Here is a 23,561-nt window from a genome sequence, read left to right on the forward strand (position 1 = left end):
GATGGCCGAAGATTCCGCAGAAGCCAGACCGAGGACGCAGCCGTTCAGCGGTCGAGATCAAGTGGCGCTCGTATTCCGCGTAGAAAACGTCGATTCGGTTTACGAGGCGTTGAGAGCGAAAGGCGTTCCGTTCGTGCAGCCGCCTCGCGATACGCCGGAATGGGGGCACCGCGTCGCTTATCTCCGAGATCCTGCGGGCAATGTGATCGAGTTGAATCAAGGTATTTAATCCTATTAATCAAACGAGCATGCGGATATTTTTTCTGCTTGCTTTTTTTTATGGATGGATTGAAATGCACTTTGGAGCCGCTATATACGATTATTAAGCAAATTTCGAAGCTCGGCGGACAGGAGGGCCGTTGTTTCAAATAAAAGCGGTACCCTATGCCTCGCCTATCGGTCCACTCATTCCCTCATTCGCGAATTCTTCCAACCTGCGCCATCGCTGCCGCCGACAAAGTCGCCCCAATCTCACCTCGCAAGCTATTTCACTAACCCGATAAACGTCTTCGCCGCGCTGGATAGCGGCATATTTCGCATCGTTAACAATCCGACGTGGGACGGCGGCAGCGGAATGTCGAGCGATACCTCAAACAGCGAGCCCTCCTCAAGCTCCTTGGATACGAACTCTCTGGTCACGTAGGAAATGCCGAGGCCCCGCCGCGCGAATTCGATGAGCAGGTCGACGCTGCCGACTTCGATCTCGGGCTTGATGGAATAGCCGTAGTTGTGGAACAGCTCGGTAATCGTCATCCGGGCGCGGCTGTTACGGGAGAACAGAATGATCGGATACTGCAGGAGCGCATCGAGCGTCAGTACTTCGTTTTTCAATTCCGCGTATCTCGCGCCTGCGACGAAGCAGTCCTGCAGCTGGAAGCTCTCCGTCACCTGGAGCTGCGGATCGACGATCGGCATGCGCACGACGCCGAGATCGATTCGGCCTTCCTTCAGAAACGTGATGACTTCGGGCGTCGTACCATGGTTTAGATGAAGCTTTACGCCCGGATGAAGCTTGTGGAATTGCTCCAAATACGGCAGCACGTAATGCTTGAACAACGAGTCGCTGCCGCCGATTCGAAGCTCGCCGCTGTCCAGATTTTTGAGCGCGGCCATTTTTTCTTCCGCCAAAGTGATCAAAATCTGCGACTGCTCGATGTACGAGTAGAGCACCATGCCTTCCTGTGTCAGCTCGACGCCCTTGGAGTTGCGGTAAAACAGCGAGACGCCGAAGCTTTCCTCCAGCTGCTTGATCGCATGGCTCACGCTAGGCTGCGTCAAATATAGCGCCTTTGCCGCCTGCGTCAAACTCCCCGTTTTCGCCGCCCAATAGAACACCTTGTACAGCTCGTAATTGTTACCCATAGACATGGTCTATATCTCCTGTGAAATATATTAATTACTTGTATGGCTTCGATTCGTATTATAGTGAAAATACAAAAAAAGAAACCAGAGCGGCTCCTCGCTCGGGGAAGGAGAAGGAAGATGGAACCGACCACTTTTATTCTGTTCGGGGCGACCGGAGATTTAGCCAAACGCAAAATTTATCCCGCCCTCTTTAACTTGTTCGTCCGCGGCAAACTGCCGCAAGCCTTCTCCGTCGTCGGACTCGGAAGAAGAGAATGGACCGACGAAGTATTCCAAGCCGCCGTGGAGCGGTCGCTATATCAATTTTCCAGAACGGAGCCGGCCGACAAGGAGAAGCTGAATGCCTTCTTGGAAGCCTTCCGCTACAGCGTGCTCGATATCGGCCGCGAAGAGGACTACCGCAAGCTGCTCGCGCTCGTCGAAGCGCGGGAACAAGCGCTCAAGATGCCGCCAAACCGGCTGTTCTACCTGTCGGTCGGTCCCGAGCACTTCGAGCCGATCGCGGACAACATCCGCGCAAGCGGGCTCGGCTCCGCCGACGGCTGGAAGCGTCTCGTCATCGAGAAGCCGTTCGGCCACGACCTCGCATCGGCTCGCGCGCTGAACGCGAAGCTGTCGGAATCGTTCGCCGAAGAAGAAATCTTCCGCATCGACCACTATCTCGGCAAGCCGGTCGTTCAGCGCCTCGAATCGCTGCAGCAGGCCAATCCGGTCATTCAGGCGCTGTGGACCAACCGGTATATCGCCAACGTGCAAATCACGGCCAGCGAGTCGGTCGGCGTCGAGGAGCGGGCGGGCTACTACGATCACGTCGGCGCGATCCGCGACATGTTCCAGAACCATCTGCTTCAGCTGCTGATGATGGCGGCTATCCACCTGCCGTACGACAGCAGTTCCGAGAAGGTTAGATTTAAGAAAAAGAAGATCATGGAAGCGTTGGTTCCCGTCGCGCAGGAGGATGTCGGCCAGCAGGTGGTGCGCGGTCAATACACGGCGGGCAGCATCGGCGGACAACCGGTCGAAGGCTACAAGTCCGAGCCGGGCATCGCGGCGGACTCCATGAACGACACCTTCATCGCGGCTCGATTGCTAATCGATAATAACGATTGGCGCGGCGTGCCTTTCTACATTCGCACCGGCAAGCGCATGAACAAGAAATCGACGCGCATCGTCGTCGAGTTCAAGGAACCGTTGAAGCAGGCTTGGTCGCAATCCGAAGACGGCGTCGCGCCGAACCTGCTCGTCATCGAGATCGGACCCGGAGAGAGCATCGCGCTTCGGCTGAACACGAAGGAAGCGGGCGCGCAGGGCGGCTTCAAGCCGATCCATATCGACCTGCACTCGACGCCGGCCGATTCTCCCGAAGCTTACGAAAACCTGATCGGCGACGCCTTGAAGGGCGATCCGACGTTCTTCGCGCATTGGGACGAAGTCGAGCTGTCCTGGCAGTACGTACAGCCGATGCTGGACGCGTTCGCCGAAAACGCGGTGCCGCTGCGCAGCTACGCCGCGGGCAGCCGCGGACCGGCGGAATCGGACGCCCTGCTCGCCGAGGACGGTTATCACTGGTGGTTTGACGAAGAATCCGAAGCCTTGCCGAAAAACGAAAGCAAAGAGGGAGCAAACTATGCCTATCACGCAAACCATTGAACAATTGTCCGTCGATACGATCCGCACGCTGTCGATCGACGCCATCAACGCGGCCAACTCCGGCCATCCCGGCCTGCCGATGGGGGCGGCCCCGATGGCTTACGCCCTCTGGTCCGAACATCTGAAGCATAACCCCTCGAACGCCAAGTGGTTCAACCGCGACCGCTTCGTGCTGTCGGCCGGACACGGCTCCGCCTTGCTTTACAGCTTGCTTCATCTGTTCGGCTACGGGGTAACGATCGAGGACCTGAAGCAGTTCCGCAAGCTCAACAGCAAAACGCCGGGCCACCCCGAGTTCGGTCACACGGACGGCGTCGACGCGACGACGGGGCCGCTCGGGCAGGGAATCGCGATGGCGGTCGGCATGGCGATGGCCGAAGCGCACTTGGCCGCGAAGTTCAATCAGACCGGCTTCCCGGTCGTCGACCACCATACGTACGCGCTCGTCGGCGACGGCTGTCTCATGGAAGGCATCTCGTACGAAGCGATGTCGATGGCCGGACACATGAAGCTGGGCAAGCTAATCGTGCTGTACGATTCCAACGACATCTCGCTCGACGGCGATCTGAACCTCAGCTTCGGCGAAAATATGCAAAAACGCGCAGAATCCGCGAACTGGCAATATTTGCGCGTCGAAGACGGCAACGATCTGGCGGCGATCTCGGCAGCTATCGCTGCGGCGAAGGCGCACGGCGATCAGCCGACGATCATCGAGATCCGCACGATTATCGGATACGGGAGCAAGGGGGCCGGCACGCACAAGGTGCACGGCAACCCGCTCGGTCTCGAAGAAGCGAAGGCGACCAAGCAAACGTACGGCTGGGCATACGAAGAAGAATTCACGGTGCCTGACGAAGTGCGCGCGCACTTCGAGCTGTTGAAGCGCCAAGGCGCGGCCAAAGAAGAAGCTTGGCAGAAGCTGCTCTCGGCGTATGGCGAAGCGCATCCGGCGCTCGGTCAAGAGCTTGCCGGCGCGATTAGCGGTAAGGTTACGCTCGAAGTCGGCGATATCCTGACGTTCGACGCGGCGAAGTCGATCTCGACGCGCGTAGCGAGCGGCGAAGCCATCAACCACTACGTGAAAAAAGTGCCGTCGATCTTCGGCGGCAGCGCCGACCTGTCGCATTCGACGATGACCGACATCAAAGGCGAGCAGAAGTTCGCGGTCGACTCGTATGCCGGCCGGAACGTGTACTTCGGCGTCCGCGAGCATGCGATGGGCGCGGCGGGCAACGGCATGGCGCTGCACGGCGGCATCAACGCCTTCGTCAGCACGTTCTTCGTCTTCAGCGACTATCTGCGCCCGTCGATCCGGCTTGCCGCGCTGCAGAAGCTGCCGGTCGTCTACGTCTTCACGCACGACTCGATCGCGGTCGGAGAAGACGGACCTACGCACGAGCCGGTCGAGCATCTGGCCGCGCTGCGCACGATTCCCGGCCTGACGGTCATCCGCCCGTCGGATGCCAACGAGACGGCGAACGCCTGGGCTTATGCGCTGACCCAGCAGGAAGGACCTGTCGCGCTGATTCTTAGCCGCCAAAATCTGCCGACGTACGAGCAGACGAAGGCGAACCGCGAGCAAGTGGCCAAGGGCGCTTATGTGCTGACCGAGACGAACGCGCAGCCGGACCTCGTTCTGATCGCGACCGGCTCCGAGGTTTCCCTTGCGGTTAACGCGAAGGCAGAGCTCGAGAAGGAAAACGTCTCCGTCCGCGTCGTGGCGATGCCGAGCCGCGAGCTGTTCGACCGGCAGCCGGAAGCCTACAAGCAAGCCGTGCTTCCCGACGCGGTCTCGAAGCGCGTGTCGATCGAAGCGGGCATTTCGCTCGGATGGGATCGCTATGTCGGCAAGGATGGCAAAGTAATGTCCATCGATACGTTCGGCGCATCCGGCGCCGGCGGCGCGGTGCTGGAATACTTCGGCTTTTCCGTCCCTAATGTCGTCAGCATCGCTAAAGAACTGCTATAATTTGTATTCGGAACGACTTCAAACCAAAATGAAAATAAACGGAGGTTTTTGAACCATGAAGTTTTTCATCGATACCGCGAACCTGGCCGACATCAAAAAAAGCGTACAAGATCGGCGTCCTGTCCGGCGTCACGACGAACCCTTCCCTGGTCGCCAAGGAAGGCGTCAAGTTCGAGGACCGCATCGAAGAGATCCTGAAGGAAGTGCCGGAGGTCGAATCGGTATCCGCCGAAGTCACGCCGGACGCCCTCACGGCGGAAGAGATGATCGCACAAGCGAACGAGCTGATCAAGATCAACGACAATGACAAAAACATCACGATCAAGCTGCCGATGACGCTGGCCGGCCTCGAAGCTTGCCGCTACCTGACCAAGAAGGGCGTCAAGACGAACGTTACGCTGATCTTCACGGTCAACCAGGCGCTGCTCGCCGCCCGCGCTGGCGCCACCTACGTGTCGCCGTTCCTCGGCCGCCTGGACGACATCTCCGAAGACGGCGTCCTGCTCGTCGCGAAGATCGCGGAGCTGTTCCGCATCCATAACCTGGACGCGCAGATCATCGCGGCTTCCGTCCGCCATCCGGATCACGTCACCCGGGTCGCCATGGCCGGCGCGCATATCGCCACGATTCCGTTCTCGGTCATCGAACAGCTCACCAAGCACCCGCTTACCGAGCAGGGCATGGAGAAGTTCGCCGCGGACTGGAAAAAGGCGGTTCAATAATCGCATTTTGTTTCGCGCATGGCCTTCAACGTAATTTCAATATAAACAGGTTCCTTAAATAGAGAGAGCATGAAGCACGGGAGGATGGAGAAAAATGAGCAAGCAGCAAATCGGCGTCGTCGGTCTTGCGGTCATGGGCAAAAACCTGGCCTTGAATATTGAAAGCAAAGGATTCTCGGTCGCGGTATACAACCGTTCGCCGGAGAAGACGAAGGAACTGCTGGAAGAGGCGAAGGGGAAAAACTTCGTCGGCGCTTACACCGTCGAAGAATTCGTTCAATCGCTGGAGACGCCGCGCAAGATTTTGATCATGGTAAAAGCCGGCAAGCCGACGGACGATACGATCGAGCAGCTGGTACCGTATCTTGATCAAGGCGATATTCTGATCGACGGCGGCAATGCTTACTTCCCGGACACGCAGCGCAGAAATAAAGCCTTGCAAGAAAAAGGCTTTCGTTTCATCGGCGCTGGCGTATCCGGCGGGGAAGAAGGCGCGCTGCACGGTCCCGCGATCATGCCAGGCGGTCAAAAGGACGCTTACGCGCTCGTCGAGCCGATCTTGACGGCAATCTCCGCCAAAGTTAACGGGGATCCTTGCTCGACGTATATCGGCGCCGACGGCGCCGGTCACTACGTCAAGATGGTCCACAACGGCATCGAGTACGGCGACATGCAGCTGATCGGCGAAGCGTACCACCTGCTGAAGAACGTGCTCGGACTGGGCGCCAGCGAGCTGCACGAGATTTTCACCGAGTGGAACCAAGGCGAGCTGGACAGCTACCTGATCGAGATTACGGCCGATATTTTCTCCAAGACCGATCCGGAAACGGGCAAGCCGATGGTGGACGTCATCCTCGATTCGGCGGGTCAAAAAGGGAACGGGCAAATGGACGAGCCAAAGCGCGCTCGATCTGGGCGTGCCGCTGTCCATTATCACCGAATCCGTCTTTGCTCGCTTTCTGTCGGCGATGAAGGACGAGCGCGCCATTGCCAGCCGCAAGCTGACAGGACCGGAAGCTTCGAGCTACGACGGCGACCCTAAGGAATTCATCGAAGCCGTACGCCAGGCGCTGTTCGCCAGCAAGATCGCTTCGTACGCCCAGGGCTTCGCGCAAATGCGCGCCGCTTCGGACGCCTACGGCTGGGACCTGAACTACGGCGGCATCGCGATGATCTTCAGGGGCGGCTGCATTATTCGCGCCGGCTTCCTGCAGAACATCAAGGATGCGTACGACCGCAATCCGGCGCTGCAAAACCTGCTGCTCGACGAGTACTTCGGCGGCGTCGTGCGCGACTACCAAGGCGCTTGGCGAAAAGTCGTCGCCGCGGCCGTGACAAGAGGCATTCCGGTGCCTGCCTTCGCCTCGGCGCTGGCATACTACGACAGCTACCGTACCGAGCGCCTGCCGGCTAACCTGCTCCAAGCGCAGCGCGATTACTTCGGCGCGCACACGTTCGAGCGGCTCGACCGCGAAGGCAGCTTCCATTTCCAATGGATCGGCGGCCAGCAATAAGGCAAGGCGCTTAACAGAAAGGAAGCACGCCGCGAACGCGGCGTGCTTTTTTTGGCGCGACTTTACTTGCGGCTATGAACAATGAAGACGATAAATGAGGGTAGCTGAATTTCCAGTTATTCGATTATAATCGAGTAATTATGACAAGTTTTTCAAGCGCTGAGGCATGGATATTGAGCTTCGTTGTGCGTACATAGAGGGAGTGGAACCATGATTCGCAGCTGGGGGGATTTTCGTGCTCGTATTTTTGTTGGTCGGCGTACCCGTATCGTTGACGATCGGCAAGGAAGCGAACGCGGCCGGGGCGTCGCGAATCGCGGTGATCAGGACATTGAGCGGAGACGTGCAAATGCAGAAGGCGGGAGGGACCAAGACGTTCAAGGCGTTCGCGAAGCTGAGCCTGAACCAGGGGGGACAAGCTGATGACCGGGAGCGACGGGGCCGCCGAGCTTCAATTCGCCAACGGTACGTCGCAGGACGACCTGCTCAGCGTGGGCGACAATACGACGCTCTCCTTTTCGAAGCTGTCGGACAAAAAGGGAACGGTCACCCGGGTGAGCATGCTGAAGGGGACGGCATGGGTGGACGTGAAGTCGATCAAGAGCAAAGACGACGACTTCCGTCTGGAGACGCCGACGGCAGTGATGGGCGTGCGCGGGACGGCTTTTTACGCTGCGGTCCATCCCGATTCGGGCGCGACGACGACGGCCGTGCTGTCGGGCGTCGTTCAATTCGCGAAGAATGGAGGCGCCGCCGCGAGAGACAAGACGCTGAACCTGTATCCGACGCAAGAGATTCTGGCGCTCCCTTACGGCGGTCCATCCGACGGAGACCAGGTGACGCTCATGAACATCCCCGATCTTGTACAAGGGATGCCGCCCGCAGTCGTCGCTTCGCTGCTCCGCAGCAAGTCCAAGATCGACGATGAAAATCGGGAGATGTCGGCCCGTTTCGCGCAGGACAAGCTTCCGTCGTCGCTTGGCGATACCGCTGAGGATCTGGCCCGGTTCATGCAGAACGCGCTCGATCTGACGGGCGTCTTCGCCGTGCAAGCGATCGAGCAAAAGAAGCTCGATCTCTCGCAGATCAGGCAGATCGAGCGGGAAAAGGGGACGGCTTTCAACCTGGAAAAGGCTGACCTTCAGCTGACGGAAGCGGACATACGGAAACAGGAAAGCGTCAAGCAGCGAGAAGCCGAAGCCGTCAAGAAGCTGGCCGACGAGGCTGCTGCCAAGCTGAAGACGCTTCGGGATCGACTCGCGAATCGACTGCCGGCGATCGAGCAAGCGAAGCAGGCGCAGCTGTCCGCGAACAAGGCAGCGGCGGCGGAGGCCCAAGCGAAGGCCGAGGCCGCGCTGCTGTCGAAAATGACGGATGCAGAGAAGCGGCAATACCAGACGGACAAGACGGCGAATCAGGCGTCGTACGCCGCCCCTACGGCAACGCCGGTACCGGTGCTGTCTTCCGAGTCGAGGCTTGCTTCATTGGAAATATCCGGCGCGGCGTTAAGCCCGGCCTTTTCGCCAAATCGATTAAGCTACGCGGCTGTCGTAAACGCCAGCGCAGCCAGCGTCGAGATTCGGCCCTTCGCGATGGATTCGGCGGCCGCGATCACGGTGAATGGGGAAACGCCGTCAGGCGGAGGCAGATCGGTAGCGCTGGACTATGGGGAGAATGCCGTCGACGTTCAGGTGTTGTCCCCGGACCGGTCGCTGGCGCGCCATTATAGCGTCACGATCACGAGGGAGCTCCTGGACGTTGCTGACCTTGCCGTAGGCCCGGCTCATCTGCAGGTCGACTTCGGAAGCGCCAGCCTGTCCGCGCCGATCAGCGTGCCCGGCGATACCGCTTCGGTGGACCTGACGCTAAACGCGGCGGAGGCTCCCGTTATCCTGGTCAACGGCGCCGCCGTCCCCGCAGTGTCTGCGACGACGGGTTCGGCGGATATCTCCTGGCGCTTCAGTTTGCCGATGCAGACGGGCTCTAACGCGATTGCCATTACGGCCAAGGCGGGCGGCAAGAGCAAAACGTACACGCTGTACGCCAACCGTCAGTCTCAAAATAACGGCCTTTCAAGCGTGACCGTTAAAAGCGCCGACGGCCAGCGCGACTTCAGCGCATTTCCCGGGCAGGACGGTAAATTCAGAACGACCATTCCCGCCGCGATGACGGAGGGGCTGCTCGTCTTCTGGCCAGCAGACAGCCGATCCAAGGTAGAATTCAACGGAATCTCGTCTGGCTTCGGTCAGTCCGCGCCGATCTCGCTGGCATCCGATATCGTCGAGATCGCGCTGACGGTCCGGTCGGAGAGCGGCACGGCTGCCGATTACATTCTCGCGCTGGACCGCTTTCCGGTCGGAAGCGGCGTGGACGCGACGCTAGGCAGCGTCAGATTGATGAACGGCAGCCAGCAGACGGGTCAGGTGATGCCGGATTCCGATCTGCGTTTGTCTTTGGACGTTCCGGTTACGCGGACCCATGTCGAGTTTCAGCCGACGTTCCCGGAAGGCGAACGGTATTGGCGGTATATCAAGGTGCGGCTAGCAGGCACGGTTCAAGATTTTTATCCCGACCTGCAGACGAGCAATTATACGATTCCGTTACATGCGACCGGGGACACGGCCATCGAGATCGTTATCCAATCCGCGGATAAGAGCGTCACGAATACGTATACGTGGATCGTAAGGAAGACGATTATGGCCGAGGCCGCTCATTTCGACGCGATAGCGGGTCAGGCATTGAACGGACAGCTTGAAGGGAGCGATCCTGCGAGCTTGCCGCTCATCTACTCGCTTGTCCCGGGAAGCGGTCCCGCGTTCGGTTCGCTGACGCTGAACCCAGACGGATCGTTCCAGTATGAAGCTGCAGCCGACGCGCTGGGCGCCGTCACCTTCGACTATACCGTCTCCAACGGCATGGATATTTCGGCGCCCGCCACCGTGACGATATTCGTCAAGCTTCCGGCGCCGACGCTGGCCGGATTGGAGCAATGGAACCTGGCGACGAACGGTACGTCCGTCGACCCTTATTTCTTAGGAGAAACGGCGCAGGCGTCCAATACGTTCATCTATGCGAAATATCTTGACGTCATGCCGAACGATATCACGCTCACGTATCGCTTCGATCATTCCGTGAATGCGGCGAGCTTGACTTATAGCGACAGGCAGGGGAGCGCCCACGACGTCGACATGCTTGCCGCCGCGGGCACTGCCGCTTTGACGAATCTCAAGTATGGCGAAAATCAGATTCGTATCGTTTACGTTCGGGATAATGGCGATGGAACGACGACGAGCTATACGCTTCAATTCATGTTGTATATCAATACCTTGTCCCTGTATACGCCGAACGGAGTCGCCAACGGAGCGACGGTTCCGATGTTCACGGCAGGGATAAAGGCATACACGGCGTCCGTACCGGCAGCTACCGACCAGATCCGGCTGCAGCTCCAAGCCGCCGATCCGTACAGCACGCGCGAGGTCGAATCGAACGGCGCGCCGATCGTCGATGACGGCAGCGGCTACCTCGTCGGCCTGTCCGACGGCTGGAACCGCATTACCGTTCGCCTGAACCGCTTGGATCTCGGCGCAGTCATCGATGTCTATACGATCGACGTCTATCAGGGAGACGACGTGGCGGACGGCTACTCGCTCGGCTTGTCGGGGACGGCGATCCCGAGCGACACGGCGATCGCGTTTGCGCCGGATGCCTCCCGAACTACGCTGTTGCATGGCCAGGCGCCTGCCGGATCGACCGAGGTCTTGCTGACGCCGGTCGCCGATCTTTCCGACACGTATATCGGCGGCGTGTACTTGGTGAAAAACGGCGGCTGGGAATGGGTGAACGCCACCGCGCAAGGATCGGGGGATTTACCGCATTCCGCTTGCAAGCGGGAATGCCCGCGCTTATGTACTGGTCAACAAATACGGCCGGCCGCCTCTCGTTTATGAGTTGGAAATTGCGCCATAAACGGATTAAATCCGGAATATTCAACCTACGGATCGAATGATCTAATCATCACCCGGCAAACGGAAAAAAGCCGCCATAGGCGGCCGCTTGCGATCAGCTGGAAAATGCCGGGAAGCGCTCAAAAGAGCGAATCCCGGCATTCGCGATCATGCGTGCTTGAATATCGGTCTCCGTTTCATGACCCTGTCCGGACGAACGTCTCGATTCGGGCCTTGATCGCATCCCGCACGGCGCGGAATTGCGCCATGATTTGTTCTTCCGTGCCGGTCGCCTTGGCCGGATCTTCGAAGCCCCAGTGCCATTTGACGACGTCCTTGTTACCGATAACGGGGCAGTGCTCGTCCGCATGACCGCACAACGTGATGACGTAGGTCGAACGGTTAAGCAGTTCCGGATCGATGACGTCGGACTGGTTGCCGCTGATGTCGATGCCGTCTTCCTTCATGATCCGGACGGCGCGCGGATTCAGGCCATGCGCTTCAAGGCCGGCGCTTTTGACTTCGTAGCGGTCGCCGCCCAGCGCCTTCAGATAGCCGTCGGCAATCTGGCTTCGGCAGGAATTGCCGGTGCAAAGGAAGTAGACAAGCGGTTTGTCGGTCATTTTCAAAAACTCCTTTTACGATATATTCGGGTATGCTATCCGATGATGCGGAGCCAGAGATAAAGCCCTGCGAGCGTGATGAACAAGACGGGGACGGTAAGTACGATGCCGGTCTTGAAGTAGGCGCCCCAGGTGATTTTTACGCCTTTGCCTGACAGCACGTGAAGCCAGAGGAGCGTAGCGAGAGATCCGATCGGCGTAATCTTAGGGCCGAGGTCCGAGCCGATGACATTGGCGTAAATGAGTGCTTCGCGGACGATGCCCTCCGCATGCGCTTCTTGAATGGCAAGCGCATTGATCATGACCGTCGGCAAGTTATTCATGACGGAGGACAGGAGGGCGGAGATGAAGCCGGCGCCGACCGCGGACATGAACAAGCCTTGCTCGCTAACCCACGTGAATACGTTGCCCAATTCGTCGGTCAAGCCGACGTTGCGTAGGCCGTATACGACGACATACATGCCGACGGAGAAGAAGACGATGGCCCATGGCGCTTCCTTGACGAGCTTGCCGGTATGAACCGCCCGGCTTCGCCTGGCCATAAGCAGGAAGATGACGGCCGCGGCTCCCGCGACAACCGAGACGGGCATGGCGATATACTCGCTGAGCAAGTAAACGACGAGGAGAACGGCCAGGACGACCCAAGAAACCTTGAACATACGCAGATCCTTGATGGCTTCCGCAGGCGGTCTCGCCTGTGTCCAATCGTACGTCTTCGGAATTCCTCTTCTATAGTACAGATAGAGAACGAGCAAACTGGCGCAGACGGAGAACAGGGTAGGCACGAGCATTCGTCCTGCGTACTCCGCGAACCCGATGCCGAAAAAATCGGAGGATACGATGTTCACCAGATTGCTGATGACAAGCGGCAGGGAGGCCGTATCGGATATAAAGCCGCTCGCCATCACGAAAGGCAATATCATGCGTTCGTCGAACTTGAGCGCCCTGACCATGGCAAGGACGATCGGGGTCAGGATAAGCGCGGCTCCGTCGTTCGCGAAAAAAAAGGAGACCGCGGCGCCCAACAGAACGACATAAACGAACATCAGGTTGCCGTTGCCTCTGGCCGCCCTGGCTACGTGAAGCGCGGCCCATTCGAAGAAGCCGATCTCGTCGAGAACGAGCGAGATGAGGATGATCGCGACAAAGGTCAGCGTCGCGTTCCATACGATTCGAGTGACGTCGCCTACGTCGGCGAAGTCGACGACGCCGCAAGCCAAGGCGATCAGCGCGCCGCCGCAGGCGGACCAGCCGATGCCGAGCCCCCCTTGGCTGCCAAATTACGAACACGAGCGTAATTAAAAAAAACGATAGAAGCGAGCGCCAGCATAGATCCTCCTCGATTATGTACAAACTTGCGGTTTAGCGGCGTCGATTTGCATTTGCATGGAAGGCAATTGCTCGATTACCGGCTTTAAATAAGGCTTGTCTTCAACGTCAAGCGCATAATAAATCCATTGGCTTTTGCGCGTCTCGCGGACCAGGCCGCCGCTTTTCAATTTTCTCAAATGCTGGCTCACGTTAGGCTGCGTGGTGGCGAGAATCCCGACGATATCGCAGACGCACATCTCTTTATGCTTGAGCAAGGCGAGAATGGTAAGCCGGCTTTTATCCGAGAGGAGCTTCAGCGTATCGGATATTTCCTCGATAGACGGCATGGCGATTCCTCCTTTCCGACGATCGTTCATGCGCCGCGCATTCGTAATCATTATATATGGGATCAATTATATAAGTAAATGATTATATTATAGTCGGTAACGCTGAGATCAACCACGGACAACCGAAATCCGAAGGCGCTCGTTCGAATTTTATAACGACTATCAAAAATCCTTATATTCGGATCTATCCTCTTGGCGCTGCACATGTGGTATAGTTTTCAAAAGGATCATGAATCGCGCGGCGCGGATTCGGCGAGGCCGAAGCCGTCAACGTTATTCGAACTATCGTGAGGTGGAGAACGTTGCAATTGCAGGCAACCAACAGTCCGTTCAGCCAGGAGCAGGCCGATCTTCTGAATAAGCTGCTGCCCGGGCTGACCGATTCGCAAAAAATTTGGCTCAGCGGCTATCTGGTCGCATCCGCATCCGTTTCGGCGCAAGCGTCGGCGCCTGCCGCCGCCGTTCCGGCCGCATCGCCGGCCGCGGCTCCCGCGAGCAAGGAAATTACGATTTTGTACGGCTCGCAAAGCGGCAACGGTCACGGCATCTCCAAAAAAAGCGGCTAAAATGTTCGAGGAAAAAGGATTTCAGGTCACCTTATCCTCGATGAACGACTTCAAGACGAATCAGCTCAAAAAAGTGCAGCAGCTGCTCGTCGTAGTGAGCACGCACGGGGAAGGCGAGCCGCCGGACAATGCGATTTCGTTCCACGAATTCATGCATAGCAAGCGCGCGCCTCGCCTCGAAGGCATGAAGTTCTCGGTGCTGTCGCTAGGCGACAGCTCGTACGAGCAATATTGCCAGACGGGCAAGGAATTCGACGCGCGTCTCGAAGCGCTCGGCGCGACGCGCTTCCACGATCGCGTCGACTGCGACGTCGACTTCGAGGAGCCGACGAAGGCTTGGCTCGAGGGCGTGTTGAAGCGCCTAACGGAAGAGCAGGAAGGCGCCGGCACGGCTGCCGCGCCGGCGGTCGAATCTCCGAGCGCTCCGAGCGCGCCGGCAGCGGAGTCCGCTTATTCCCGCACCAATCCGTTCGAGGCCGAAGTGCTCGCGAACATCAACCTGAATGGTCGCGGCTCGAACAAAGAGACGCGCCATCTCGAGCTTTCGCTCGAGGGCTCCGGCCTTACGTACAAGGCCGGAGACGCGCTGGGGATCTACCCGCACAACGATCCGGAGCTCGTCGACCTCCTGCTCGCGGAGACGAAGTGGGATCCGCAGGCCGAAGTGGCCGTAGGCAAACAAGGCGACAAGCGCCCGCTGCGCGAAGCGCTCATCGAACATCTGGAGATCACGGTCCTGACGAAGGCGCTGCTCGAGAAGCTGGCGCCGCTGGCGACGAATCCGGATCTGGCCCAGCTGACCGCAGCGGGGAACGAGGCTGCGCTTAAGGCTTACGTCAAAGGCCGGGACCTGCTCGACTTCGTCCGCGACTACGGCCCGCTGGAAGGAAGCGCGCAGGACGTCGTCTCGCATCTTCGCAAAATTCCGGTACGGCTGTACTCGATCGCGAGCTCCCAGACGGCGAATCCCGACGAGGTGCACCTGACGATCGGCGCGGTACGCTACGACGCATTCGGGCGGGCTCGCAAAGGCGTATGCTCCACGCAGACCGCCGAGCGTCTGGAAGTCGGCGACAAGGTCTCGGTTTACGTGCAGCCTAATAATCACTTCAAGCTGCCCGAAGACTCGAACACGCCGATCATCATGGTAGGACCCGGCACGGGCATCGCGCCGTTCCGCTCCTTCATGCAGGAGCGCGAGGAGACCGGCGCTTCCGGACCGTCGTGGCTGTTCTTCGGCGACCAGCACTTCGTGACCGACTTCCTGTACCAGACCGAATGGCAGCGCTGGATCAAGGACGGCGTGCTGACGCGCATGGACGTCGCGTTCTCGCGCGACACGGACGAGAAAGTGTACGTGCAGCACCGCATGCGCCAGCATGCCAAAGAGCTGTACGAGTGGCTGGACCAGGGCGCGGTCTTCTACGTGTGCGGCGACATGAAAAACATGGCGAAGGACGTCCACCAGACGCTGGCGGAGATTATTTCCGCGGAGGGCGGCAAGAGCCTCGAGGAAGCGGAAGCTTACCTCGCCGAGATGAAGAAGAGCCACCGTTACCAACGGGACGTATATTGATCGCAGATAGAGAGGAGTACCGTTCAGCATGGCAAACACGAAACTAAGCGCGCCGGGAGGCAATCCCAGCGACGTCGAGCGCATTAAACGCGAGAGCAACTATTTGCGCGGTACGCTGGCCGCTTCGATGCTGGAGCCGATCAGCGCAGGCATTTCGGACGACGACAACCGGCTGATGAAGTTCCACGGCAGCTACCTGCAGGACGACCGGGATCTTCGCAACGAGCGGCAAAAGCAGAAGCTGGAGCCCGCTTATCAGTTCATGCTGCGCGTCCGCATGCCGGGCGGCGTCGCCCAGCCGGGACAGTGGCTCGTCATGGACGAGCTGGCCCAGAAGTACGGGAACGGCACGCTCAAGCTCACGACCCGTCAGACGTTCCAGATGCACGGCATCCTGAAGTGGAACATGAAAAAGACGATCCAGTCGATCCACCAGTCGCTGCTCGACACGATCGCCGCCTGCGGCGACGTCAACCGGAACGTCATGTGCAACCCGAACCCGTACCAATCGGACATTCACGCCGAAGTATACGAATGGTCCAAGCGGCTCAGCAACGACCTGCTGCCGCGGACGAGAGCGTATCACGAGCTGTGGCTGGACGAGGAGATGGTCGCCTCGACGCCGGAGCAGGATGCATACGAGCCGATGTACGGACCGCTTTACTTGCCGCGCAAGTTCAAGATCGGGATCGCGGTCCCGCCTTCGAACGATATCGACGTTTTCTCCCAGGACCTGGGCTTCATCGCGATCGTGGAGGACGGCAAGCTCGCCGGCTTCAACGTCGCGATCGGCGGCGGCATGGGCATGTCGCACGGCGACAAGGAGACCTATCCGCAAGTGGCGAAGGTCATCGGCTACTGCAAGCCGGACCAAATCTACGATGTCGCGGAGAAGATCATCACGATCCAGCGCGACTACGGCAACCGTTCGCAGCGCAAAAACGCGCGTTTCAAATATACCGTTGACCGACTCGGCCTGGACAACGTCAAAGCGGAGCTGGAGAGCCGTCTCGGCTGGTCCCTCGAGACAGCCAAGCCGTATCATTTCAACGACAACGGCGATCGCTACGGTTGGGTACAGGGCGTAGGGGACAAATGGCATTTCACGATGTTCATCCAGGGCGGCCGCATCGCGGATTATGACGGATTCCAACTGATGACGGGCTTGCGCGAGATCGCCAAGGTTCACACCGGCGACTTCCGACTGACCGCCAACCAGAACCTGATCGTCGCCGACGTCACGCCTCAGAAAAAAGAAGAGATCACCGAGCTGCTCGGTCGCTACGGGCTGATCGACGTGCAGCAATACTCCGGCCTGCGCCGCAGCTCGATGGCCTGCGTAGCGCTGCCGACCTGCGGACTGGCCATGGCCGAAGCAGAGCGCTACCTGCCGGTGCTGATCGACAAGATCGAAGGCATCCTCGACGAAAACGGGCTGCGAAACGAAGAGATCACGATCCGCATGACCGGCTGTCCGAACGGCTGCGCGCGCCACGCGCTCTCCGAGATCGGATTCATCGGCAAGGCGCCGGGCAAGTACAACATGTACTTGGGCGCCGCGTTCGACGGCAGCCGATTGAGCAAGATGTACAGGGAAAATATCGGCGAGGAAGAGATCTTGCGCGAGCTAGGCACGCTGCTCCCGCGTTATGCGAAGGAAAGAGAGAGCGGAGAGCACTTCGGCGACTTCGTCATCCGCGCCGGCGTCATCGCGGCGACGACCGACGGCACCAATTTCCACGACTAAGTTAAAAATGGCCTATCGCTTACTCGAAAGGAGCCTTCCGGCTCCTTTTTTTTGTGCGGTTCGGCCTATCGAAGCGAAAATGGATCATATGCCATCCTGCAAAAGTATATCGTTTACCAGGTCATCGGACGCAATTTTCATACGAGAATATTCTGAAAAACCACAAAAAAGGAAAATAAAATAATATATATAAATTAATATTCGCTGTTTGACATCCGATATATAAGGGTATAAAGGGGGTTTATGATGAAATCTTCATATAATAGGAAATTAAAGATTATTATTTCAGCGATGTTGGCCTTCATCCTCTCAGTACCCGCTCTCTCGAACAAAAGCGCTCATGCCGAAGGTACGCTGATCAAAGCGGGCAATTATTTGTACAGCCCGCAGCCCGACGCCGGCAGCTCGCCCGATCGCGTGACAAGCAGCTTGGTTTCATCCACCAACGGCGTGCTTTTCGACAGTTTGAGCAATTATGCCGGTTGGATGGGAAGCGCGACCGCCTTGACGACCGTAAGGGTCGTGTTCGACCTGTTGAAGGATTACCCGTTGGATCAGATTAATATCGTGATGAATTCTCAAAACGTCTATTGGGGCTTCAAAGATATTACCGTCAAATACCGTCCGGAAGCGAAGCTCGGCTATTACATCGCGGCGAGGCACGTTCGGTCCGGCACGAATTTAAACTATACCGTAAACGTGCCTATGGCCAATGCAACGGCCAGATATGTCATCTTGGAAATTCGGCGAACGCAACTTTATCAGCATATCCCGCTCACGGAAGTCGAATTTTACAAAGGGACGGGCGACGCAGGTCTGGATCCGGCTGCAGCGCTTACCGCGACGGATCTCAAAGCGGAGTTCTCCAAGGACGCATTGATGGTCGATAAATACGGTCAATGGATGAGCGAGACTTGGCCGGGCAAAGTCGCCTACGACGTTCAGATGCAGCTCGAATATACCAATGAGGCTGCGCAGCTGGCGACGACTTCGTTGAATCTCTTGAAGTACGATACGTACGGCGGGATTAAAAGCGAAGGGAAGCAAGCCGCAACCGGATTTTTCCGGCTACAAAAAATAAACGGCAAATGGTGGTTCATCACGCCTGAAGGATACCCCTTTATCATGAAGGGCGTCGATGCGACAAGCTTGTGGGAGGCCGGCTATAAGACGCCCGTTAACAAACCTGACGGAAGCCCGAGAGCGATCTTCGACGAGCTGCCGGACAAGACGGTTTATTCGCCGGCCTATACCAACGATGCGAACGGACAGTATGTCAGCTTCGTCGTCGCCAACGTCATGAAAAAATACGGAACCGACTTTGAGGCGAAATGGGAGGACATCACCAAGAAGCGGTTGATCGACTGGGGCTTCAACGCTTTCGCCAAATGGACGAAGCCGAAGAGCATCGCGTTTCCTTACGTTCAAGTGCTTCAGGATCCGGCGAATCTGAGAAGAATTTCGTGGACGTACGACGTCTTCGATCCTGAGAGCGAAGCGATCATCGATAACGCGCTCAAATCGCAGCTGCAATCCGCGAAGAGCAGCCCGTGGCTGATCGGCTATACGTACGACAACGAAGCCGGCTGGGACAGCGAGATCGTGAAGCAAATCTTGCTTTACAACGCGAGCTTCCCCGCAAAAAGCGCGTTCGTCGATTTTATGGCGGCCCGATACAACAACGATCTGGGGACGATCAATCGGCAGTTTGGGACGAGCGCCGCGTCATTCGCCGCGTTGAAGGACATGCCGATCGACATCGCCAAGGTACCTGCCGTCGACGTATCCGAATATATCCGGCTGGCGTCCAAAACCTACTTTTCCACGATTCGCAACATTATCAAGAAATACGACGGTAACCATTTGTTCCTTGGGAGCTCCATCGTCCCGACCTGGCGAACGAGCCTCGATTGGGATCAAGGAGCCATGGCTTACGTCGACGCCTTCTCCGTGGACAGCTATACGCAAAACGCCGATTGGATCGCCAAATACGCGGCCTACGACAAACCGCTCTTGAACCAAGAGTATTCGTTCGGCACCGCGACCAGGGGACTGACCTATATTAGCGCGCCGACGAAAACCGACAGTATCGCAGGGAGGGGCAACGCCTTTAAAACTTTCGTCGAAAGCCAAGCCTCCAACCCGCTTTTCGTCGGCTCGGGCTGGTACTCTTATTACGATCAACCGGTGACGGGACGGCCCGATGGCGAGAGCTACAACACGGGTCTTGTGAATCAACAGGATCAACCTTATGCAGAAATGGTAAGCATCATGAAGGAAGCGCACGCAGGACTGGACAGTCTCCATGCCGGTGCCCCCGCGCCGGCCGCATCGGCGCCCGCGCCGGTCGTGATCGAAGCCGAGAAATACAGCCAGCAGATGGGAGCCGCGATCGCTTCTATTTCGACCGGCGGACAGTACGTCGGATCTTTGAAGCCCGGCGATTGGACAGCCTACGCCAACGTGAACCTGACGGGGATGACCAAAGCGGAGTTTAAATACGCTTCGGACAAGACGGGTACGGTTCGTCTACGGCTTGGCGGTCCGTCCGGCACCGTCATCGGCACGCTGAATGTCGCCTCGACGGGCGGGCTGCAGACGTGGAAAACGTCGCAGATCGCCATTACGCCGACAGCAGGCGTTCAAAACTTGTACCTGACGTTCGAAAACGCGGCCGGCGATGAAATCGGCAATATCGATTATTTTAGGCTCAGTGCTGCGTGATGAAATAAAGCAAAAAGGGGAGCGACCTCGTCGCCCCCTTTTTGCTTTATTCAAAACTTTAAGCGTCGCCGTGGCTGCCCGACGCAGTCCGGTGAACGCCGCGCGCCAACGGCCGTCGCGATGACGCCGCACTTGATCAGCTCCGTTCCGCCGGCGAGTACGCATCACCTCCTATAAGGAATAAGGTTTAAGCGATTGCTTTGATGTATTATAATGGACCAAAAGGACAATATATTGCACAATTTTGTGGATGGGAGCGAAAGCGGATATGAAAGGAAAAGTCTTGGATCATGTCTATGAAGCGATCGGGGACACGCCGATCGTACGGCTGAGCCATCTGACGCAAGCGTTGGAGGGAGAGATCTACGCGAAGCTGGAATATCTCAATCCGGGCTTCAGCAAAAAAGACCGGGCGGCGCGCGCAATCATCGAAGAAGCGGAGGCGGACGGCCAGCTCTCGCCGGGTCAGACCGTCGTTGAACTGACCAGCGGCAACATGGGAACGGGCCTGGCCATCGTATGCGCAGCCAAAGGCTACCCGTTCGTGGCCGTCATGTCCAAGGGCAATTCGGTCGAACGCGCGCGCATGATGAAGGCGCTGGGCGCGGAAGTGGTGCTGGTTGATCAAGCGCCGGGCTCGCAGGAAGGCCAGGTGTCGGGCGAGGATCTTCGTCTGGTCGAGTTGGTGACCGAGCGGATCACGATCGAGCGCCAGGCTTTTCGCGCCGATCAATTCAACCGGCAGGGCAGCGTGCACGCGCATCAATACAGCACGGCGCAGGAAGCATGGGAACAAACGGACGGGCAAATCGATGCGTTCGTCGATTTCGTCGGAAGCGGCGGCACCTTCGGCGGGTGCGCCCGCGCATTCAAGGCGCTGAATACGGATATACGCTGCTATGTCGTAGAGCCTCGGACGGCGCCGTTCCTGGCGGGACTTGAGGTGACGAACCCCAACCATCGCATTCAAGGCGGGGGGCTACGGCATGGCATTAGATTTTGTAGAGGAGACGCTTGTTGACGATTACATACAGGTTTCGGACGAGCAAGCCATTGCAGCCGCGCGGGATTTAGCGTCCAAGGAAGGGATATTCGCGGGCTTCTCTTCGGGTGCGAACGCGGCTGCCGCGCTTCAACTGCTCAAGGGGAGGGAAAGGGGCAGCCGAATTTTGATCACGATCAACGATTCGGGGCTGAAGTATTTATCGACGGATCTCTATGCGTCGGACTTGTAACGATCGTATCGCTCGACGTGTAAAATCGCGGCACTCTTTTGCCGATCAGGCAGACGACTTCATAGGAAATGCTGCCCATGCGGGAAGCGACCTCATGGAGGGAAATCCGTTCGTCTCCCGAACGGCCGAAAAAGGCGACCTCGTCTCCGGTCTTGACGTCCGGCAGCGAGGTCACGTCGATCATCGTCTGGTCCATGCATACGCGACCGACGATCGGGACGCGCGCGCCACGAACGAGCGCAAAGCCGTTGTTCGATAGCTGGCGCGACAAACCATCGGCATAACCGAGGGGGGAGCGTCGCGATCCGGATCTCTCTTGGGGTCGTATAGGATAACCCATAGCCGACAGGCCGATTTGCATCCACTTGCTTGATGTAAGAGATTTTCGTTTTCAGCTGCATCGCTTCCAGCAACGGAAAGGATGGGAGCGAGATCCCCGCCAGCGGAGACAAGCCGTACATCGCGATGCCGATCCTCGCCATGTCCATGTGCATCTCCGGAAATCGCATGGCGGCGGCGCTGTTGCAGCAGTGCTTGATCGGTATATGGATGCCGTGATCCGTCAACCGGTCGGTCAAGGAGACGAACCGTTCGAATTGCCCTCGGGTAAACGACGGATCAGGGTTGTCCGCATCGGCAAAATGCGTAAAAACGCCCTCGATCGTCATGAGCGGATGCGTACGCCCCGCGCAAAAAGGCAGCACCTCCTCCGGCTGAAAGCCCAAGCGGGCCATGCCGGTATCGACCTTCAGATGAACGATAGCCTGCTTGCCAAGCCTGGCCGCGACGGAGACAACGTCATCCCACATTTCGCGGGATGACACCGTAATCGCGACCCGATGACGGAGGGCGGCTTCGATCGCCCGCGGCGTCGAATGCCCCAGGATCAGGATCGGCGCCTCGATGCCGGCGTACCTAAGCGCGACGGCTTCATCCGCGAACGCGACCCCCAAATGATCGGCGCCGGCCCGTATAGCCGCTCTGGCCGTCTCCTCCGCGCCATGGCCGTAAGCATCCGCCTTGACGACGGCCATGAGCCGCACTTTTTCCTTCAGATTCGCCCTGAACAGGCCCACGTTGCGGGCGATGGCATCGAGCGACACCTCCGCCCGCGTATCCCTGCAGCCGGTTGCCGTCATACGGGATTCCCGTCGCGCATCGCTAGCTCCACGGGAACGTATTCGAAGCCGAGATCTAGGGCGACGGCCTCGTACGTGACGTATCCGCCTGCCGTATTCATACCGAGCTTCAACGCAGGATTTTGTTCGACTGCCGTTGCGATCCCCTGGTTGGCGATTTGCAGCGCATAAGGAACGGTGACGTTCGTCAGCGCGATCGTCGACGTCCGCGGAACCGCGCCGGGCATATTCGCTACGGCATAATGAACGACGCCGTTCTTTTCGAACGTCGGACGGTCGTGGGTGGTGACGCGGTCGATCGTCGCGAAGACGCCGCCCTGGTCGACCGCGACATCGACGACGACCGAGCCGGCTTGCATCGCCCGGATCATATCCTCGCTCACCAGCTTCGGCGCCTTCGACCCCGGAATCAATACGGCGCCGATGCACAGATCCGACTCGGCGACCGCTTCCGCAAGATTGGTTGGATTGGACATCAGCGTCGTGACGCTCGCGCCGAACAGATCGTCTAGCTGGCGCAGCCGTTCGGCGTCTTTATCCAATATGGTTACTTGGCCGCCGAGCCCCGCCGCGATCTTGGCCGCGTTCGTGCCGACGACGCCGCCGCCGATGATCGTGACCTTGCCGCGCCTGACGCCGGGCACGCCGCCTAACAGAATGCCTTTGCCGCCGTGCGCTTTCTCCAGGTGATGCGCGCCGACCTGCACGGACATTCGTCCCGCGATCTCGCTCATGGGCGTGAGCAGGGGCAGCGTCCGGTTCAGCGATACCGTCTCGTAGGCGACGGCCGTCACCCCGGCTTGCGTGAGGGCTTGGACCAATTCGGGATTCGCTGCGAGATGGAGGTACGTGAACAGGATGAGTCCTTTGCGAAAATAAGCGTACTCTTCCGGAATCGGCTCTTTTACTTTCAAGATCATATCCGACCCTTGCCAGACCTCGGATGCTTGCGACGCGATGCGCGCGCCCGCAGCCGCATAATCGTCGTCGCTGAAGCCGCTTCCGGCGCCCGCGTCTTGTTCGACGACGACCACGTGACCGGCCAGCTTGAACGAGGAGACGCCCCCGGGCGTGAGGGCGATGCGATTTTCGTTGTTTTTGATTTCTTTCGGTACGCCGATGATCATGT

13 protein-coding genes and 5 pseudogenes are annotated in these 23,561 nt (G+C 58.3%); 11 read left to right on the forward strand and 7 right to left on the reverse strand.

Going from position 1 to position 23,561, the window contains the following annotated elements; all coding sequences use genetic code 11:
- Position 1: 1 nt before the first annotated feature.
- A complete protein-coding gene (locus tag OMP38_RS25315; RefSeq protein ID WP_277567506.1) occupies positions 2 to 229 on the forward strand; it encodes a VOC family protein in 228 nt (75 codons plus the stop codon).
- A 254-nt stretch (positions 230 to 483) separates the two neighbouring features.
- On the opposite strand, the gene OMP38_RS25320 is transcribed toward OMP38_RS25315, so the two are convergent.
- Positions 484 to 1,362, reverse strand: coding sequence for a LysR family transcriptional regulator (locus OMP38_RS25320; protein ID WP_277567657.1), 879 nt, complete (start codon positions 1,360 to 1,362; stop codon positions 484 to 486).
- 120 nt (positions 1,363 to 1,482) lie between these two features.
- Between OMP38_RS25320 and zwf the strand changes: the two genes are divergently transcribed.
- From zwf to OMP38_RS25345, 5 genes and pseudogenes are all read left to right on the forward strand, one after another.
- On the forward strand, positions 1,483 to 3,015 hold the full coding sequence (gene zwf / locus OMP38_RS25325; protein WP_277567507.1) for a glucose-6-phosphate dehydrogenase: 1,533 nt from the start codon (positions 1,483 to 1,485) through the stop codon (positions 3,013 to 3,015).
- Positions 2,999 to 4,984: a transketolase gene (gene tkt, locus OMP38_RS25330; RefSeq protein ID WP_277567658.1), complete on the forward strand. Its 1,986-nt coding sequence runs from the start codon at positions 2,999 to 3,001 to the stop codon at positions 4,982 to 4,984. The genes zwf and tkt overlap by 17 nt, the downstream gene beginning before the upstream one ends.
- Before the next feature lie 55 nt (positions 4,985 to 5,039).
- A pseudogene (gene fsa, locus OMP38_RS25335) lies at positions 5,040 to 5,706 on the forward strand (fructose-6-phosphate aldolase).
- A gap of 94 nt (positions 5,707 to 5,800) precedes the next feature.
- A pseudogene (gene gndA, locus OMP38_RS25340) lies at positions 5,801 to 7,220 on the forward strand (NADP-dependent phosphogluconate dehydrogenase).
- A gap of 422 nt (positions 7,221 to 7,642) precedes the next feature.
- Complete coding sequence (locus OMP38_RS25345) at positions 7,643 to 11,167, forward strand: cadherin-like beta sandwich domain-containing protein (protein ID WP_277567508.1); 3,525 nt, start codon at positions 7,643 to 7,645, stop codon at positions 11,165 to 11,167.
- Positions 11,168 to 11,361: 194 nt separating this feature from the next.
- On the opposite strand, the gene arsC is transcribed toward OMP38_RS25345, so the two are convergent.
- From arsC to OMP38_RS25360, 3 genes and pseudogenes are all read right to left on the reverse strand, one after another.
- Positions 11,362 to 11,787: an arsenate reductase (thioredoxin) gene (gene arsC, locus OMP38_RS25350; protein WP_277567509.1), complete on the reverse strand. Its 426-nt coding sequence runs from the start codon at positions 11,785 to 11,787 to the stop codon at positions 11,362 to 11,364.
- A 35-nt stretch (positions 11,788 to 11,822) separates the two neighbouring features.
- A pseudogene (locus tag OMP38_RS25355) lies at positions 11,823 to 13,117 on the reverse strand (arsenic transporter).
- 13 nt (positions 13,118 to 13,130) lie between these two features.
- Complete coding sequence (locus OMP38_RS25360) at positions 13,131 to 13,445, reverse strand: ArsR/SmtB family transcription factor (RefSeq protein ID WP_277567510.1); 315 nt, start codon at positions 13,443 to 13,445, stop codon at positions 13,131 to 13,133.
- A gap of 302 nt (positions 13,446 to 13,747) precedes the next feature.
- Between OMP38_RS25360 and OMP38_RS25365 the strand changes: the two are divergent.
- From OMP38_RS25365 to OMP38_RS25385, 5 genes and pseudogenes are all read left to right on the forward strand, one after another.
- Positions 13,748 to 15,587: pseudogene (locus tag OMP38_RS25365) on the forward strand (assimilatory sulfite reductase (NADPH) flavoprotein subunit).
- A gap of 28 nt (positions 15,588 to 15,615) precedes the next feature.
- Positions 15,616 to 17,334 carry an assimilatory sulfite reductase (NADPH) hemoprotein subunit gene (gene cysI, locus OMP38_RS25370; RefSeq protein ID WP_277567511.1) on the forward strand — a complete coding sequence of 573 codons (1,719 nt, stop codon included), beginning with the start codon at positions 15,616 to 15,618 and terminating at the stop codon, positions 17,332 to 17,334.
- A 291-nt stretch (positions 17,335 to 17,625) separates the two neighbouring features.
- Complete coding sequence (locus tag OMP38_RS25375; protein WP_277567512.1) at positions 17,626 to 20,058, forward strand: carbohydrate-binding protein; 2,433 nt, start codon at positions 17,626 to 17,628, stop codon at positions 20,056 to 20,058.
- 268 nt (positions 20,059 to 20,326) lie between these two features.
- Entirely contained in the window at positions 20,327 to 21,079 is a 753-nt protein-coding gene (locus tag OMP38_RS25380) for a PLP-dependent cysteine synthase family protein (RefSeq protein ID WP_277567513.1), read from the forward strand.
- The gene (locus OMP38_RS25385) at positions 21,045 to 21,293 is read left to right on the forward strand and encodes a pyridoxal-phosphate dependent enzyme (protein ID WP_277567514.1); all 249 of its coding nucleotides are present in this window, start codon (positions 21,045 to 21,047) and stop codon (positions 21,291 to 21,293) included. The genes OMP38_RS25380 and OMP38_RS25385 overlap by 35 nt, the downstream gene beginning before the upstream one ends.
- Here the strand turns inward: OMP38_RS25385 and OMP38_RS35100 are convergent.
- The 3 genes and pseudogenes from OMP38_RS35100 to ald form a co-directional block, all read right to left on the reverse strand.
- Positions 21,238 to 21,654, reverse strand: a complete 417-nt coding sequence (locus OMP38_RS35100) for an alanine racemase C-terminal domain-containing protein (RefSeq protein ID WP_338130635.1) — start codon at positions 21,652 to 21,654, stop codon at positions 21,238 to 21,240. The genes OMP38_RS25385 and OMP38_RS35100 overlap by 56 nt on opposite strands.
- Positions 21,638 to 22,432, reverse strand: a pseudogene (gene alr, locus OMP38_RS25390) (alanine racemase); the annotation flags it as partial. The gene OMP38_RS35100 and the pseudogene alr, both read right to left, overlap by 17 nt.
- On the reverse strand, positions 22,429 to 23,559 hold the full coding sequence (ald, locus tag OMP38_RS25395; RefSeq protein WP_277567515.1) for an alanine dehydrogenase: 1,131 nt from the start codon (positions 23,557 to 23,559) through the stop codon (positions 22,429 to 22,431). The gene ald and the pseudogene alr, both read right to left, overlap by 4 nt.
- Positions 23,560 to 23,561 lie beyond the last annotated feature (2 nt).

Source organism: Cohnella ginsengisoli, assembly GCF_029525555.1.
GTDB classification, from domain to species: Bacteria; Bacillota; Bacilli; order Paenibacillales; family Paenibacillaceae; genus Cohnella; species Cohnella ginsengisoli.